General features: G+C 67.6%; 12 protein-coding genes and 1 riboswitch. Of the genes, 3 read left to right on the plus strand and 9 right to left on the minus strand.

The genetic code is table 11. The annotated features are described in order from the left end of the window. Window positions 1-15: 15 nt before the first annotated feature. The 9 genes from VGZ23_13325 to VGZ23_13365 form a co-directional block, all read right to left on the minus strand. Window positions 16-954: a cysteine synthase family protein gene (locus VGZ23_13325; GenBank protein ID HEV2358570.1), complete on the minus strand. Its 939-nt coding sequence runs from the start codon at window positions 952-954 to the stop codon at window positions 16-18. Window positions 955-1,084: 130 nt separating this feature from the next. Next, window positions 1,085-1,921 carry an ABC transporter permease gene (locus VGZ23_13330; GenBank protein HEV2358571.1) on the minus strand — a complete coding sequence of 279 codons (837 nt, stop codon included), beginning with the start codon at window positions 1,919-1,921 and terminating at the stop codon, window positions 1,085-1,087. 19 nt (window positions 1,922-1,940) lie between these two features. Beyond that, the gene (locus VGZ23_13335) at window positions 1,941-2,927 is read right to left on the minus strand and encodes an ATP-binding cassette domain-containing protein (GenBank protein ID HEV2358572.1); all 987 of its coding nucleotides are present in this window, start codon (window positions 2,925-2,927) and stop codon (window positions 1,941-1,943) included. Window positions 2,928-3,001: 74 nt separating this feature from the next. Beyond that, the gene (gene lon, locus VGZ23_13340; protein HEV2358573.1) at window positions 3,002-5,476 is read right to left on the minus strand and encodes an endopeptidase La; all 2,475 of its coding nucleotides are present in this window, start codon (window positions 5,474-5,476) and stop codon (window positions 3,002-3,004) included. Window positions 5,477-5,666: 190 nt separating this feature from the next. Continuing rightward, a complete protein-coding gene (gene clpX / locus VGZ23_13345; GenBank protein HEV2358574.1) occupies window positions 5,667-6,938 on the minus strand; it encodes an ATP-dependent Clp protease ATP-binding subunit ClpX in 1,272 nt (423 codons plus the stop codon). A gap of 22 nt (window positions 6,939-6,960) precedes the next feature. Continuing rightward, entirely contained in the window at window positions 6,961-7,563 is a 603-nt protein-coding gene (locus tag VGZ23_13350; GenBank protein ID HEV2358575.1) for an ATP-dependent Clp protease proteolytic subunit, read from the minus strand. 75 nt (window positions 7,564-7,638) lie between these two features. Beyond that, window positions 7,639-8,943 (minus strand): trigger factor, encoded by a 1,305-nt coding sequence (gene tig / locus VGZ23_13355; GenBank protein ID HEV2358576.1) that lies wholly within the window; start codon window positions 8,941-8,943, stop codon window positions 7,639-7,641. A 128-nt stretch (window positions 8,944-9,071) separates the two neighbouring features. Continuing rightward, complete coding sequence (locus VGZ23_13360; GenBank protein ID HEV2358577.1) at window positions 9,072-9,215, minus strand: hypothetical protein; 144 nt, start codon at window positions 9,213-9,215, stop codon at window positions 9,072-9,074. 53 nt (window positions 9,216-9,268) lie between these two features. After that, a riboswitch (cyclic di-GMP riboswitch) is annotated at window positions 9,269-9,350 on the minus strand. A gap of 195 nt (window positions 9,351-9,545) precedes the next feature. Next, the gene (locus VGZ23_13365; protein ID HEV2358578.1) at window positions 9,546-10,649 is read right to left on the minus strand and encodes a Zn-dependent alcohol dehydrogenase; all 1,104 of its coding nucleotides are present in this window, start codon (window positions 10,647-10,649) and stop codon (window positions 9,546-9,548) included. A gap of 191 nt (window positions 10,650-10,840) precedes the next feature. Between VGZ23_13365 and VGZ23_13370 the strand changes: the two genes are divergently transcribed. The 3 genes from VGZ23_13370 (at window position 10,841) to VGZ23_13380 (ending at window position 15,690) form a co-directional block, all read left to right on the plus strand. Then, a complete protein-coding gene (locus VGZ23_13370; protein ID HEV2358579.1) occupies window positions 10,841-13,192 on the plus strand; it encodes an FdhF/YdeP family oxidoreductase in 2,352 nt (783 codons plus the stop codon). 16 nt (window positions 13,193-13,208) lie between these two features. Beyond that, window positions 13,209-14,186: a GDP-mannose 4,6-dehydratase gene (locus VGZ23_13375; protein ID HEV2358580.1), complete on the plus strand. Its 978-nt coding sequence runs from the start codon at window positions 13,209-13,211 to the stop codon at window positions 14,184-14,186. A 166-nt stretch (window positions 14,187-14,352) separates the two neighbouring features. Next, the gene (locus VGZ23_13380; protein HEV2358581.1) at window positions 14,353-15,690 is read left to right on the plus strand and encodes a GGDEF domain-containing protein; all 1,338 of its coding nucleotides are present in this window, start codon (window positions 14,353-14,355) and stop codon (window positions 15,688-15,690) included. Window positions 15,691-15,693: the final 3 nt, after the last annotated feature.

The raw sequence follows: 15,693 nt of genomic DNA on the forward strand, positions 1-15,693 counted from the left end.
GCATCACCGGCGGCTTCACGCCCGGAACACATCGGTTGTCAGGTAACGAAAGCCTGAATCGACGATGATCGTGGCGACCGTGGCGCGGGGGCCGAGCCGCTCCGCCACACGCAGGGAGGCGACCACATTTGCCCCGCTCGAGGAGCCGGCAAAGATCGCCTCCTCCCGGGCGAGTCGCCGCGCCATCGCCTTTGCCTCGCCGGTGGTCACCGTCACAATCTCGTCCACCTCGTCCGGCTTCCAGAGCGGCGGGATGAAGCCGATGCCGATCCCTTCGATCTTGTGGGATCCCGAGGGCTTTCCCGACAGCACCGCGGACTCCGCGGGTTCCACCGCGACCACCGTAACCTGCCGTTCGTGGCGCCGCAGCGCACGGGCGCTGCCGTGAATCGAGTGAGCCGTGCTCACCGCGTGCACGAAGGCATCCACGTGGCCGCCGGTCTGCTGCCACACCTCCTCACCCAGCGCATGGTAGCCGGCCTCCCCATCATGGTTATTGAGCTGGTCGGCCCACCAGTGCCCCGGGCGGCGGCTGATTTCGCCGGCGGTCGCGATCATCGTCTTGATCAGATCTTCGGTGATCTTCCCCCCGTCGCTCCGCACGTCCGTGATGTCCGCGCCGTAGGCGCGCATCGCCTGCCGCTTCTCATCGCTGAACGCATCCGAGAACACAAAATGGGTCTTGTACCCGAGCGCGGCGCACACAAAGGCAAGCGAGATCCCCGTCGTTCCGGCCGTATACTCGACGAGTGTGCCGCCCGGCGCTAGGCGCCCGTCCGCCGCCGCCCGCTCCACCATCGCCCGCGCCATTCTGTCCTTCATACTGCCGGTTGGATTCGCGGATTCGAGTTTGGCGACGACGCGAGCGGCACCGGGCCGCACCACGTGCCGCAACTCCACGAGCGGGGTGTTGCCGATCGCATCCAGGACGGGTTTCGCGATGCCCTCTCTCACGGAGACCTCCATTTTCGGCCGTGCATCGTGCGCCCGGCCGGCGCGAAACTGTCGGTCGGACCGTTGTTCCACGCGGTCGAAGCGACCGTCGAACCACCGCTCCGGGCTGTCGAACTCCAGCGGACACCATTCAGTCCTCCCGCGACCGGAACGTCGTGATCGCCGCGGCGAACATCACAACGAGGAACCCCAGGATGATCGCGAGGTTGAGCCGGTACGGCTGGACGACCAGGGCGCGGGCGAGCGGCGAGCCCGCGTAGACCATGCCCCGGAGGGCATCGACCGCGTACGTCAGGGGGTCGATCCGGGTCAGGGCCGCCATCCACAACGGCAGCCCGCGCAGCGGGAAGAACGCGCCCGAGAGCAGCCACAGCGGGAGGACGAGAAAGTTCATCACCACCTGGAAGCCTTCCATCGTCGCCATGCGGGAGGCGCTCACCAGCCCGAGGCTGGTGAGCGACGCGGAGACAAGGAACATCATGAGCACGGTGCCGAGAATCTGCGCCGGACCGAGCCGGACGCCGACGATCGGGGAGATGACGAGCAGCAGCAGTCCCTGCAGCGTCGCGACGCTCGCGCCGCCCAGCACCTTGCCGGCCACGATGCTCGACCGCGCCACCGGGGCGACGAGGATTTCCTTCAGAAACCCGAACTCCCGGTCCCAGATGATCGAGATCGCGGAAAACATCGCGGTGAAGAGCACCGTCATCCCGAGCACGCCGGGATACATGAACTGCAGGTAGCTAAAGCCGCGCGGCACGGCCGCGGACCGGAACGTGGCGCCGAACCCGGTGCCCATGATCGCGAGATAGATCAGCGGCTGTCCCAGGGCGCCGACGATCCGGGCCCGCTCCGAGACGAACCGGATCAACTCCCGCAGCCAGATGGCGTACGCGGCCCGAACCTCGTGGCGCCAGCGGGCGGGGGCGGCCGCGGCCGGCGTGGGGCGGGCGCCGACACTCAACATGCGGTACCTTCCCCGCGCCTCATCGGCGGCGGCCGCCCCATGCCCGCGCCATCGTCCGCAGCTGGTCCATGGCGGAGGCCGACTCCTCGCGGATCGCGTGGCCGGTGAGCTTCAGAAACACGTCGTCGAGCGTCGGGCGTGTGACGGCGACCGCGGTCACGAGCGACGGAAACGCCGCGGCGACCCGCGGCACGAACTCCGGCCCGCGCTCCTGCTCCACGACGACCTGCCCGTCGACCGCGCGGGCGCCGCCGCCGAACCGCGCCTCGATCTCGCGGGCGAGGGACGGGGCGTCCGGCGACGTGATCGTGATCACGTCGCCGCCGACCTGCCGCCGCAGCGCCTCGGGCGTGTCGAGCGCCACGATGCGGCCGTCGTCGATGATGGCGATCCGGTCGCAGTGTTCCGACTCCTCGATGTAGTGGGTCGTCATGAACACGGTGACGCCCTCGCGGCGGCGCAGGTCGAGCACGTACTCCCAGATGTGGTTGCGGGTCTGCAGGTCGAGCCCGATCGTCGGCTCGTCGAGAAACAGAACCCTCGGCCGATGGAGCAGCCCGCGCGCGATCTCCAGGCGCCGCTTCATCCCGCCGGAATACGTCGCCACGAGCGCGCGGCGGCGTTCGGCGAGTTCCACCATCCCGAGGACGGCGGCGATGCGGGCCTCCACCTGGGCCGGCGGCACACCGTAGAGCATCGCGTGGAACCGCAGATTCTGCTCCGCGGTCAACCGGTTGTCGAGACTGGGGTCCTGAAAGACGATCCCCATGGCCCGGCGGACGTCCGCCGGGCGGGCGACGACGTCGTAGCCGGCGAGCGACGCGCGGCCCGACGTCGGCCGCAGCAGCGTCGCGAGTATCTTGATCGTCGTCGTCTTCCCCGCGCCGTTTGGGCCGAGAAAGCCGAAGATCTCCCCCGGGGCGACGGAAAACGACACGCCCCGGACGGCGTCGATCGCGCCGAACCGCTTGGTCAGATCCTGGACGTCGATGATCGGTGCCGGCATCCGGCCTCCTCCGTCCCGAAACGCAAGCGGCGGGACGAACGCCCCGCCGTTTGCGTTTTTCCCCCTGCGGCCCCCTACGCCTGAATCGACGGCTGCGACGGCGGCCGGCGCACGACCGGCGGCGGCGTCAGCACCGGCAGCCCGACCCCTTCCGCGAGGGCCTCGTCGAGCACCTCGTCCATGTGCTCCACGAGCGCGAACCGCAGCTTCTTGCGCACGTTCGCCGGGATCTCGTGGAGGTCTTTTTCGTTTTCTTTCGGCATCACGACCACTTTCATCCCGGCGCGGTGGGCGGCGACGACCTTTTCCTTGAGCCCGCCGATCGGCAGCACCTTGCCGCGCAGCGTGATCTCGCCGGTGAGCGCCACGTCCTTGCGCACGGGCCGGCCGGTCACGGCCGACGCCAGGGCGACGGCCATCGTGATTCCCGCCGACGGCCCGTCCTTCGGCACCGCCCCCGCCGGCACGTGGATGTGCAGATCGTGGCGCGAGGCGAAGGTGTCGTCGACGCCGAGCCGCCGGGCGCGCGCCCGCACGTAGCTCAACGCGGCCTGGGCGGATTCTTTCATCACGTCGCCGAGCTGGCCGGTGAGGATCAGCTTGCCGTCGCCGCGCAGCAGCGAGGCCTCGACCGTGATGATGTCGCCGCCCTGTTCGGTGTAGACCAGGCCGGTGGCCGCGCCGACCTCGTCGATCAGCCCCGCGCTGCCGTACCGGAACTTCGGCGGTCCGAGATACTTGTGGACGTTCTGCACGGTGACCTTCTCGCTCGTGACCTCGGCCTCGGCGACCTCGCGGGCGATCTTGCGGCAGATCGTCGCGATCTCCCGCTCCAGATTGCGCACCCCCGCTTCGCGCGTGTATTCGCGGATGATGAGCTTGAGGGCATCGTCGGTGAACGCCACCTGCTCCTGCTTGAGCCCGTTCTCCTTGAGCTGCTTCGCCAGGAGGAACTGGGTGGCGATGTGGTGCTTCTCTTCCTCGATGTACCCCGAGAAGCGTATCACCTCGAGCCGGTCCCGCAGGGCGGGCGGGACGGTGTCCAGGATGTTGGCCGTCGTGATGAACATCACTTCGCGCAGGTCGAACGGCAGCTCCAGGTAGTGGTCGCTGAACGCGTTGTTCTGCTCCGGGTCCAGCGCCTCGAGCAGCGCCGCCGAAGGATCGCCGCGAAAGTCCATGCCGAGCTTGTCGATCTCGTCCAGCATGAACACGGGGTTGCGGCTGCCGACGGTGCGCATGCCCTGGATGATGCGGCCGGGGAGCGCGCCGACGTACGTCCGGCGGTGCCCGCGGATCTCCGCCTCATCGCGCACGCCGCCGAGCGAAATGCGCACGAACTTCCGGCCGAGGGCCCGCGCGATCGACTTGCCGAGGCTCGTCTTGCCCGTGCCGGGCGGCCCGACGAAGCAGAGGATCGGCGCCTTGGATTCGGGCGCCAGCTTGCGCACCGCGAGATACTCCACGACCCGGTCCTTGGCCTTGTCCAGGCCGTAGTGGTCCTCATCCAGGATGCCGCGGGCCGCCTTGGTGTCGAGCCGGTCGTCGGTCCGGGTCTGCCACGGCAGCGCGAGGATCCAGTCAAGATAGGTCCGGACGACGACCGCTTCGGCGACCATCGGCGGCATCTTCTCGAGCCGGCCGAGCTCCTCGAGCGCCTTCTCCTTGACCTTCTCCGGCAGCTTCGCGTCCTCGATCTTCTTCCGGTACTCGTCCGCCTCCGCCGTGCGCTCGTCCTTCTCCCCCAGCTCCTGCTGGATGGCCTTCATCTGCTCCTTGAGGAAGTACTCGCGCTGGCTCTTCTCCATTTGCTTGCGCACGCGATTCTGAATCTTGCGCTCCAGCTCGAGCACGTTGATTTCCTTGGTCAGCGACCCGCTCAGGATTTCCAGCCGGTCCCGCGGCGGCGCCTCCAGCACCCGCTGCCGCGTCTCCAGCCGCAGCTGCAGGTGCTGCGCGACCAGATCCGCGAGCCGGCCCGGCTCTTCCGTCGACATGACCAGCATGAACGCTTCGGGCGGCACGGAGCGCGACAGGCGCGCGTACCGCTCGAACTGCGAACTCACCCCGCGCATCAGCGCTTCGATCTCCAGCGGTTTGTCCGTGGGATCGGGCCGGGTTTCCATCCGGACCTGGAAAAACGGTGTTACCTGGATGAATTCCGTGATCGTCCCGCGGACGAGGCCCTCGACCACGACCTGGACCGTGCCGTCCGGCTGCTTCCCGACCTGCAGGATGCGGCACACCGCCCCGACGGGGAAGAGCCCGTCCGGCTCCGGCTGCTCCTCGTCGTCCTTGCGCTGGGCGACGAGCAGGATCATGCGGTCCCCGGTCAGCGCGGCCTCGAGCGCCGCCAGCGACTTGGGACGGCCGACGCCGAGCGGCACGACCATGCCCGGCAGCACCACGGTGCCCTTGAGCGGCAGCAGTGCCACGACCTCCGGGAACACGATCGGTTCCTGAGGGCCGGGCGTCTGGGGCTGGGCGACCGGCGTGGGGGCGGTAGGTTTGGCTTTTTCCGGTTTCTGCTCCGGTGTATGCTCGGACATCCAATGCCTCCTGGGGAGCGCGATGTCAACGCCTGCCCTGATCTGATCGGTTGTCTTCGTACTGCTTACTGCCCTACTCTCTACAGATATACGCTCCGGCCGCCCCCGGAGATTCCCCGGAAAAACGGAGACGGAGCCGCGGGGCTCCGTCTCGATCGCGTCGCTGGACTCCGTCCCGCGAAGCGGGAGCTCAGGCGGGTTTCTCCTTCGCCAGTTTCTTGAGGTCGGCCGCGGTCAGCAGGAGCGGCTCGGTCCGTTTGTCCACGGTCTCCCGGGTAATCACGCAGCGCTTGACGTCGCCGCGCTCCGGGATGTCGTACATGATGTCGAGCATGATCTCCTCGATGATCGTCCGGAGGCCGCGGGCGCCGGTGTTGCGCGTCATCGCGTGGCGGGCGATGGCCCGGAGCGCGTCCTCGGTGACGACGAGCTCGACGCCGTCCATTTCGAGAATCTTCTGATACTGGCGCACGAGCGCGTTCCGCGGCTCGACCAGGATGGTGACGAGGTCGGACTCCGCGAGCGGCTCGAGCGGCGTCACCACGGGCAGACGGCCGATGAACTCCGGGATCAGCCCGTAGCGCAGCAGATCCTGCGGCATCACCTGGGCGAGCAGCTCGCCCACGCGGTGCTCCCGCTTCGGCTGGATCTCGGCGCCGAAGCCGATGCTCGCGACGCGGGTGCGCGTCTCGATGATCCGGTCGAGGCCGTCAAAGGCGCCGCCGCAGATGAAGAGGATGTTGGTCGTGTCGATCTGGATGAACTCCTGGTGGGGGTGCTTCCGGCCGCCCTGCGGCGGGACGTTGGCGGTCGTCCCCTCGAGGATCTTGAGCAGCGCCTGCTGGACGCCCTCGCCGGAGACGTCGCGGGTGATCGACGGATTCTCCGACTTGCGCGCGATCTTGTCGACCTCGTCGATGTAGACGATGCCGCGCTCGGCGCGCTTGACGTCGTAGTCCGCCGCCTGAATGAGCCGCAGGAGGATGTTCTCGACGTCCTCGCCGACGTAGCCGGCCTCGGTCAGCGACGTGGCGTCGGCGATCGCGAACGGGACGTCCAGGATTCGGGCCAGCGTCTGGGCCAGCAGCGTCTTCCCGCACCCCGTCGGCCCGATCAGGAGAATATTGCTCTTCTGCAGCTCGACGTCCCCGCCGCGCTTGCCGTGCGACGCGATGCGCTTGTAGTGGTTGTAGACCGCGACCGACAGCGCCTTTTTCGCCCGCTCCTGGCCGATGACGTACTGGCACAGGGTCTGGTAGATCTCGTGGGGCTTCGGAATCGCGCGCGGCTTCGCCGCCGGCTGCGGCCCGGCCAGCTTCTCTTCGATGATCTCGTTGCAGAGCTCGATGCACTCATCGCAGATATAGACCCCAGGCCCGGCTACGAGCGTCCCGACCTGCTCCTGGGTCTTGCCGCAAAAGGAGCACTTGGTCCGGTCCCGGTCGTCCCCCGCCTTGAACATGCCCCGTCTCCCCCCGGCTGGGTTACCGCAGCGTTGCCTGCTGTCCCGGCAGACTCGGCTGCCGGGGCAGAATGACGTCGTCGACGAGCCCGTACTCCTTCGCTTCCCCCGCGCTCATCCAGAAGTTCCGCTCCGTGTCCTTCTCGATGCGGTCCAGGGGCTGGACGGTGTGCTTCGCCAGGACCTCGTTCAAGATTTGGCGGATGGCGAGAAACTCCTTGGTCTGGATGCTGATATCGGACACCGATCCCTGCGCCCCGCCCCACGGCTGGTGAATCATCATCCGCGAGTACGGCAGGGCAAACCGCCGGCCCTTCGTTCCGCCGGCGAGGATGATCGCCCCCGCGCTGGCCGCCAGCCCGACGCAGATCGTCGAAACGGGGCAGTGCAGGTACTGCATCGTGTCGTAGATCGCGAGGCCGGCCGTCGCGGAGCCGCCGGGACTGTTCACGTAAAGCTGGATTTCCTTCTCCGGGTCTTCGTAATCCAGGTACAGCAGCTGCGCGATGATGAGGTTCGCCATCTCGTCTTCAATCTCGCCCCCGATGAAGATGAGGCGCTCCTTGAGCAGCCGCGAGTAGATGTCGTAGGCCCGCTCGCCGCGGGCGGTCTGTTCGACGACCATGGGCACATACACGGGATCAGGCGTCCTCCGTTGAGAGATCCGGGGTGGCGGTCCCGGGAGCGGTGTGGCCGGACATCACGGGGAACTCGGGGGGACCGGCTCGGTCGCCGCGCCCGCCGCCGCGGGTGTCTTGGCTCCCGAAACCGCGTCGACCAGAAACGCCATCGCTTTGCGCCGCAGCAGGCTCTCCCGCAGGCCCTCCTGCCGGCCACCCTCGGCCAGCCAGCCCTGCACCTTCGCGACGTCCTGTTTGAGTTCGGCGGCGAGGTTCTCGACCTCCCCGCGCATCTCCTCCTCGGACACGCTCAAAGCCTCACGTTCGACGACGGCATCGAGCAACACCCGGCTCCGCACGCGGCGCTCCGCGCCCTCCCGCATGTCGGCGCGCACCGCGCCTTCATCCTTGTCGAGCGCGCGCGCGTACGACTCCAGGGTCAGGCCGCGCCTCTGGAGGCGGTCCGCGAGGTCTTCGAGGATGTGCTCCACTTCGTGTGCGACGAGGCTTTCCGGCACGTCGAACCTCGCTTCGGCGAGCACGGCGTCGACGGCGCGCTCCCGAAGGGCGCGGGCGTCATCCGCGTCCCGCTCACCCTGCAGCTTGGCGCGCAGCCCGTCGCGCAGGTCGGCGAGCGTGGACCGGTCGGAAACGGTGCGGGCAAACGCATCGTCGAGCGGCGGGAGGTCTTTGCGGCGGACATCGGCGACCCGGACCACCGCCGGCGCCGAGGCGCCGGGAATCTCCGCGCTCCGTTCGTCGCCCGGCGACGCCCCCTCGAGCGCGGCCTCGACGGCCTCCGGCAGCAATCCGCCCCCCACCTCGACGAGGAGCTCCTTGCCCGCCTGCAGCCGCCCCTGGCCTTCGGGAGCCGTGACGACCGAGAGGAGGACGAAGTCTCCACGGCGGGCCGGTTCCGCGACGCTCGCGAGGCGCCCGTGCCGGGCGCGAAGATCCTCGATGGCCCGATCGACATCCTCGTCGGATACCGCGCGGTGCTGCGCCGTCACGCGAATCTTCCGGTAGTCGGGGAGCGTGACGGTGGGGTACACGTCGACCGTGGCGGTCAGGTGCACCCCCTTGCCCTCGGGCCCGTCCTTCACCTCGATCGAGGGCCGGGCGATCGGCGACACGCCGGTCTGGGCCACGGCCTCGGAGTACTGCCGCGGGACGAGCTGCCGCAGCGCTTCGTCGCGGAGCATCTCCGTCCCGACATGCCGTTCGAGGATGGGCCGGGGGGCTTTGCCGCGCCGGAACCCGGGCACCTGGACCCGGCGGACCAACTGGGCGTACGCCTGATCCATCGCCTGCGCGACGGCGTCTTCGGGCACATCGATTTCGAGGACGACCCGGCTCGCCGGCTCCGTCCGAAGCTCAACCTTCATCGGTCACGATGCTCCTCTACCGCCTCACGTCGAAACGACCGGCGCCTCGACGGAGAGGACTCGTCGAGGCGCCACTTCCCCGCCACAATATACCCGGCGTGCGGGGGGCCGTCAAGACTATGTCAAAGCTAAACGGGCTGGACGCAGTGCTTGTTGTGGGTGTCGTCGTGCGGACTACACTTTGCGGGCGGCAGCGTCCGGTATTGTGTGAGCGTTGCAGCAAGTAGCACGCCGATCAGCACCACGATCCCCCATGACATGAGCCTCATCATCCAGTCCCCCTCCCGGATCGTCGGCGTCGCAAACAAAAAAACCCGGTCCCCATCATCTCCGGCCGGGTTCGCCATTCGCTCCTCGCAGCCCAGGCAACCATCTACAGGCTGCGGCTCATCGCGTCCGAAGGGATATGCTTCTCAAAGCCTCGCGAGTTGGGCTCTCCTCACCCCCTCAGGCGATGCGGGAGGCGACAATTGCTTATCGTCAAGAAAATTCTATTCTATCGGCTCCGCAACCTTCCCTGAGCCCATGGTCTGGCCCATGGTCACCGTCAACGGTGCGTAGCTTAGGCCGGATTTCTCTACGCAGTCGGTATTTCATGCCGGTCAGAATGTCACCACGCTGCGCGCCACCTCGCCGCGCTCCAGCGCCGCATAGGCCTCATTGATCTGCACGAACGGATACGTTCGGGTCAGCAGCTCGTCGAGTTTGAGCCTGCCGGTGCGGTAGAGATCGATCAGTTTCGGGATGTCGGTCCGAGGGCGGCTGGACCCGTACACCGACCCGGTCAGGACCCGCTCCTCGAAGACGAGGGACATGACGGGCACCGAGACCTCCGCAGCCATCGGCGTCACCCCGATCAGGACCGCGATCCCACGCTTCGCAAGTGAGTCGTAAGCCTGCCGCATCACGTTCGGGAGACCGATCGCCTCGAACGCATAGTCAACGCCACGCCCGCCGGTGAGCGACCGGATTCGATTCACCGGGTCTTCGGCCGAGGCGTCGACGGCGTCGGTGGCGCCGAATTGTCTCGCGTAGTCCAGTTTGCGCGCCAGCACGTCGACCGCAATGATCCGCACTGCCCCTGCGAGGGCGGCCCCCTGAATCGCGTTCAACCCAATCCCGCCCGCGCCGAAGACCGCGACGCTGGTCCCGGGGCGGACCCGCGCGGCGTTGACGACCGCGCCGACGCCCGTGATCACAGCGCAGCCGAATAGCGCGGCCCGATCGAGCGCAAGGTCTTGCGGAATTGGAAGCAGCGCCTTCTCCGGAATGACGGAATACTCCGAGAAGCTCGACACGCCCGCAAAGTGTTTGAGTGCCGTACCGCCGAGCGCAAAACGCGTGGTGCCGTCGGGCAGATATCCTGTCATCCGGACCGCCGTGCCGGCGGCACACAGCGCCGGGCGGCCGGCCGTGCAGTACTCGCACTCCCCGCAACTCAGCCGCCACAGGGGAATCACGTGATCGCCCGGCCGGACGGTCGCGACGCCCGCGCCGATTTCCTCCACGACGCCCGCGCCCTCATGACCGAGGACCGCCGGCAGCGGCGCAAACAAGTGCCCGGTCATGACGTGGAGATCGCTGTGGCAGACGCCCGCGGCCGCCATGCGGACCAGCACTTCTCCCGCTTTGGGCGCCTGGACTTCGACGTCGCAGATCTCCAATTTCTTCCCGACCTCGAACAGCACCGCGGCCTTCGCTTTCATGGTCGCGCCTCCCTCGCCGTGCCCCCGCCGAGCCCCTGCCTGCAGAGCAGGGGTTCACCTAGCGCCCTCGGCGCGCCTGCCCGCGGAGCAACGCTACAATAGAAGAGTCGGGTGGTTTCGTCGGCCCGGGAACAGGCGGGCTTCGTGTGAATCGCCCTGCGCTTGGAGGCTCGCGAGGAAGGGAGACGACAATGCGCACGAGCAGACGGTGGCCATGGATTCTCGGGGGGATCGCGCTCCTGGCCGCCGGGGGCACGCTCCTCGCCAGGCGGAACCGGAATACCTCGCGGCGCTACGTAGGCCCGTCTCCGATCGGACTGGGCTACACCAAGCCCAACCACTACCTGGAGATCGCCAAAGTCCTGGGCGAAAACGCCGATGAGCTCGGGTACGCCTGGCGCATCCTCAACGACGGGTGCTGCGACGGGTGCTCCCTGGGCACAGTCGGGCTCCGCGACTGGACGATCGAGGGCATTCACCTCTGCACGGTCCGTTTGAAGATGCTGCGCTTGAATACCATGCCGGCCGTCGATCATCGGGTGCTGGAACATCCGGAGACCCTGCGCCGGCGTTCCTCCCGGGGGCTCCGTACGCTGGGCCGGCTTCCCTATCCGATGATCTGGCGGAGGGGAGAACCGGGCTACCGGCGCGTGCCGTGGGACGAGGCGCTCGACTTCTGCGCGGACCGCATCCGCCCGACGGCCCAACAGGATCCCGACCGCATGTACTTCTACCTGACGTCGCGCGGCATGCCAAACGAGACGTATTTCGTCTTCAATAAGACCGCGCGGTTCCTCGGCACGAACAACATCGACAACGCCGCCCGCGTCTGCCACGCGCCCAGCACCTCGGGGCTCGGGGCGACGATCGGATACGGGGCGACGACGTGCTCGTACGCCGACTGGATCGGCACCGGGCTGCTCATCCTGGTTGGATCGAACATCGCCAACAATCAGCCGGTGGCCATGAAGTACGTCGACGAGGCAAAGAAACGGGGCACACGCGTCGTGGTCGTCAACACCTATCGCGAGGAAGGGTTGGACCGGTACTGGGTCCCTTCGTCGTGGGACAGCGCGCTGTTCGGCACGCGGATCATGGACGAGTTCTTTCAGGTGACCAACGGGGGCGACGCCGCGTTCTTCACCGGCGCGCTCAAGCACCTGATTGAGACGGACCGGGTCGATCACCGCTTCATTGCGTCGTACACGGCGGGGTTCGACGAGTTGCGGGCCCGTGCGCGGGCTCTTTCGTGGGAACAGCTGGAGCGAGGCGCAGGCACGACGGCGGCGGAAATGCGGCGGTTCGCCGACCTGTACGCGAGCGTCGACACATCGATCACCACTTGGTCCATGGGCGTCACCCAGCATGAGCACGGGCAGCAGAACGTCTTCGCCATCAGCAACCTGGCGTTGGCGATGGGGCGCATCGGCCGTCCGCATACCGGCCTCAATCCGATCCGCGGACATTCCGGGGTGCAGGGCGGTGCCGAGGTCGGCGCGGTCCCAACGACGTACGGCCAGGGCCGGACGGTCGGCGACCCGCCGGCCATGGCCGCAATGAAGGAGGTCTGGGGCTTCGACCCGCCGGGCAAGGCCGGCCTGCCCGCGTCGGCCGCCATCCACGCCGCCCACGACGGGAAGATCGACCTCCTCTACTCGGCGGGCGGTAATTTTCTGGAGACGATGCCAGACCCGCGATACGTCCGGGAGGCGCTGGAGCGCGTACCGGTCCGCATTTTCCAGGACATCGTCGTCAATCCGATGATGCTCCTCGAACCGGGCGAGGTCTCCGTGATCCTGCCGGGGGCCACGCGCTACGAGACGCCCGGGGGCGTGACCGAGACCACGACCGAGCGCCGCATCATCTTTAGCCCGGAGATTCCCGGGCGGCGGATCGGCCAGGCGAAACCCGAGTGGGAAATTCCCATGCTCATCGCCGAGCGCGTGTTCCCGGAGCGCCGGTCGCACATCCACTTCGCCGGCACGGCGCAGATTCGCGACGAGATCGCGCGTGTCATCCCCTCCTATCAGGGGATCCAGCATCTCCACCAGAAGGGCGATCAGCTGCAGTGGGGCGGCCCGCAGCTCTGCGCCGGCTACCGGTTCAACACGCCGGACGGGAGGGCGCGTTTCATGATCCCGCACTGGCCGGAGCGGAGCGTCCCTGCGGAGCGGTTCTATGTGAGTACCCGGCGGGGCAACCAGTTCAACAGCATGGTGTGGGAGGACTACGACCCGCTGACGGGCGCCGGCCGCGGCGACGTGATCATGGCGCCGGAGGACGCGCGGCGCCTGGGGTTGGGACCGGGGGATCCGGTACTTTTGAAGTCGGACGTGGGAGAGTTGCGCGGCAAGATCCGCGTCGCCCACATCGCTCCGGGCAATTTGCAGGTGCATTGGCCGGAAGCCAACGCCCTGATCCGGATCGGGCACTACGATCCGAGTTGTGGCGAACCCGATTACAACGCGGTCTGCGAGGTCGTCCCACAGAATGCGGCCTCACGACACGATGAAGCATCCGCAGAGGGAGCCGGGTGGTCATGACCGAACTGACGGACTCATGCACGCTCTGGTGACGGGAGGCGCCGGCTTCATCGGTTCTCACCTGTCTGACGCGCTCATTGCCGAAGGTCACCGCGTCACGTGCCTGGACAACCTTTCCACGGGATGCCTCGAGAACATCCGGCACCTGCTCGGCCACCCCCGCTTCGAGTTCGTGCAGGGCTCGATCCTGGACCGGGAAACCGTCGACCCCCTCGTCGCGGCGGCGGATCACGTTTATCACCTCGGCGCGGCGGTCGGCGTGAAGCTGATCTTCGAACACCCCGTGCAGGCGATCGCGACCAATGTGACCGGGGCGGAGGTGGTGCTGAGCGCCGCGGTGCGGCACCGGCGCAAAGTCTTCGTCGCGTCGACCTCTGAAGTGTACGGGAAGGACACCCGGGACGACGGCCGGCGGTTCCGCGAGACCGACGACATCACTTTGGGTTCATCCATCCGGTGGTGTTACGCGACGTCGAAGGCCCTCGACGAATACCTGGCCCGCGCGTACCGGATCGAGCAAGATCTGGACGTGGTCATCGGCCGCTACTTCAACACCGTCGGGCCGCGACAGACCGGCGCGTACGGAATGGTGGTGCCCCGATTTGTCCAGCAGGTCCTCGCCGGCCGCGCGCTCACCGTCTACGGCGACGGACGTCAGGTGCGCAGCTTCACCTGGGTGTCAGATACGGTCCGCGCCACGATCGGTTTGATGAACCATCCGAACGCGGCCGGCGAGGTGTTCAACATCGGGAGCGAGGAATCGGTGGCGATCAATGACCTGGCCGAACGCGTGCAGCGTCTCGCCGGACGGACCGTGGAGACGCTCCACGTCCCCTACGAACAGGTGTACGGTCAGGGGTTCGAGGATACCCGCTACCGGGTCCCGGACATCAGCAAACTGAAGACACTTTTAGGATATCGTCCCACGAAGAGCCTGGATGAGATCCTCGTCGAGATCATCCGGTATTTCAGCCGCCCCGAGGAGCGCGACTGAGCGCTCCGGTCGACGGAGTAGACGCACCGACTCGGCGCCGTCCGCTCTTTGATCTCGCCGGAAATCCTCAGTTCGACGGATAGGAAACTGACAGGCGAATTGGGACGTTTGCTAGGGAAAACCTATGCCCGCTCGCGGCGGGGGTGGCCTCGGTCCCGGTGTGCCCGTGAACGACGTGCTGCTCATCGTCGCCGACGTGATGGTGGCGACCACCGTATCGGTGACCGGCCGCGACACCGCGGCGGCCGCCGCAAAGCTGATCGGCCGGCACAATCTGGCGGCGCTTCCGGTGTTTGAGGAAGGCCGCGTCCTGGGAATGGTGATGCCGGCGCAACTGCTCGCCGCGCCGCCCTACCGGCCGGTCGCGGACGTGATGACCCCTGGCCTCACCCCGGTCACCCCGGCGCTCCCGCTGGTCCAAGCGTACGCGCTGATGACACGCCAACGGGTCGAAGTCCTGCCGGTGGTTGAGGAGAACAAGATCGTCGGCCAGATCTCGTCGACGGCAATCCTCCGCCAGCAGGGGCAGCAAACCGATCCGTTGACCGGCCTTCCGGCTTCAACAGCCCTCCGGGCGTGGGCGATGGCCGCGCTGGAACGCGGGCATGAGATCACCATTCTGTTCATCGATCTGGACAATTTCGGCGCCGTCAACAAGTTGCTCGGGCACGTGGCAGGGGACGATGTACTGTGCACGGTGGCACGGCTGCTCGGCGGCCTTGTCGACCCCGGGATGGATCTGCTCTGCCGGTACGGCGGCGACGAGTTTGCCGTTGCGACGACCCGGCACGAGGCCGATGCGCGTACCCTGATGCAGCGGATTCAGGACGTGGTGGTACTCCCCGTAAATGCGGGCGCGGCGGCCCGCCACGTCACCGTCAGTGTCGGGATCGCGGGCGGGCGCCGGGCGGAGGGTCGGAAGCGGGCGCACATCGCGGCGACGGTCGACGATCTGGTGACGCTCGCAAGCCGGGCATCCACCGCCGCCAAGGACGCCAAACGGGCCGGCGATCCGGCACGCCTCCGGGGAGCAGTGGGCACGGCTCCGGACGCTCCGGAGACAGAAACCGCCGGCAGGCCCGCGGCGACCCGGCCCCCCGAACCGCGCCTGCGTCTCGTGGATGTGAAAGTGGATACCGATGAAACGGGAGGCACGGCCGCCGTTACGTTGAGGCTGGGCGTGCGTGAGGGCATCGGACGCGCCGGCGGGCACGTCCACGGACGGGCACTGCTCTTCCTTGTAGCCGGCGCGACCCTCGACGCGGTCCGGCAGATCGCGGGAGAAACGCACATTTACGTGTTGGAGGAGCTGCACGAGGTGCCCACCGCGAAGGAGAAGGTGGCCGTGGCGGTGCTGTCGAGACCGTCGAACGGGCCCCGCGGATTCGTCGGTAGCGCACGCGCACCCGATCTCCCGAATGCGGTGGTGAAGGCGATCCTCGCCGCACTAAATCGACGGCTGGGGCAGACGCTCGGCCGGCATTCTCCGAGCGACCCAAAATGAGGG

Source organism: bacterium (assembly GCA_035945995.1).
GTDB lineage: Bacteria > Sysuimicrobiota > Sysuimicrobiia > Sysuimicrobiales > Segetimicrobiaceae > DASSJF01.

Excerpts from the sequence above, each read along its gene's own strand:
- VGZ23_13330 (HEV2358571.1), bottom strand. The coding sequence starts at position 1,921 with ATGTTGAGTGTCGGCGCCCGCCCCACGCCGGCCGCGGCCGCCCCCGCC.
- VGZ23_13350 (HEV2358575.1), bottom strand. The coding sequence starts at position 7,563 with ATGGTCGTCGAACAGACCGCCCGCGGCGAGCGGGCCTACGACATCTAC.
- VGZ23_13335 (HEV2358572.1), bottom strand. The coding sequence starts at position 2,927 with ATGCCGGCACCGATCATCGACGTCCAGGATCTGACCAAGCGGTTCGGC.
- tig (HEV2358576.1), bottom strand. The coding sequence starts at position 8,943 with ATGAAGGTTGAGCTTCGGACGGAGCCGGCGAGCCGGGTCGTCCTCGAA.
- VGZ23_13375 (HEV2358580.1), top strand. The coding sequence starts at position 13,209 with ATGCACGCTCTGGTGACGGGAGGCGCCGGCTTCATCGGTTCTCACCTG.
- VGZ23_13360 (HEV2358577.1), bottom strand. The coding sequence starts at position 9,215 with ATGATGAGGCTCATGTCATGGGGGATCGTGGTGCTGATCGGCGTGCTA.
- lon (HEV2358573.1), bottom strand. The coding sequence starts at position 5,476 with ATGTCCGAGCATACACCGGAGCAGAAACCGGAAAAAGCCAAACCTACC.
- clpX (HEV2358574.1), bottom strand. The coding sequence starts at position 6,938 with ATGTTCAAGGCGGGGGACGACCGGGACCGGACCAAGTGCTCCTTTTGC.
- VGZ23_13370 (HEV2358579.1), top strand. The coding sequence starts at position 10,841 with ATGCGCACGAGCAGACGGTGGCCATGGATTCTCGGGGGGATCGCGCTC.
- VGZ23_13365 (HEV2358578.1), bottom strand. The coding sequence starts at position 10,649 with ATGAAAGCGAAGGCCGCGGTGCTGTTCGAGGTCGGGAAGAAATTGGAG.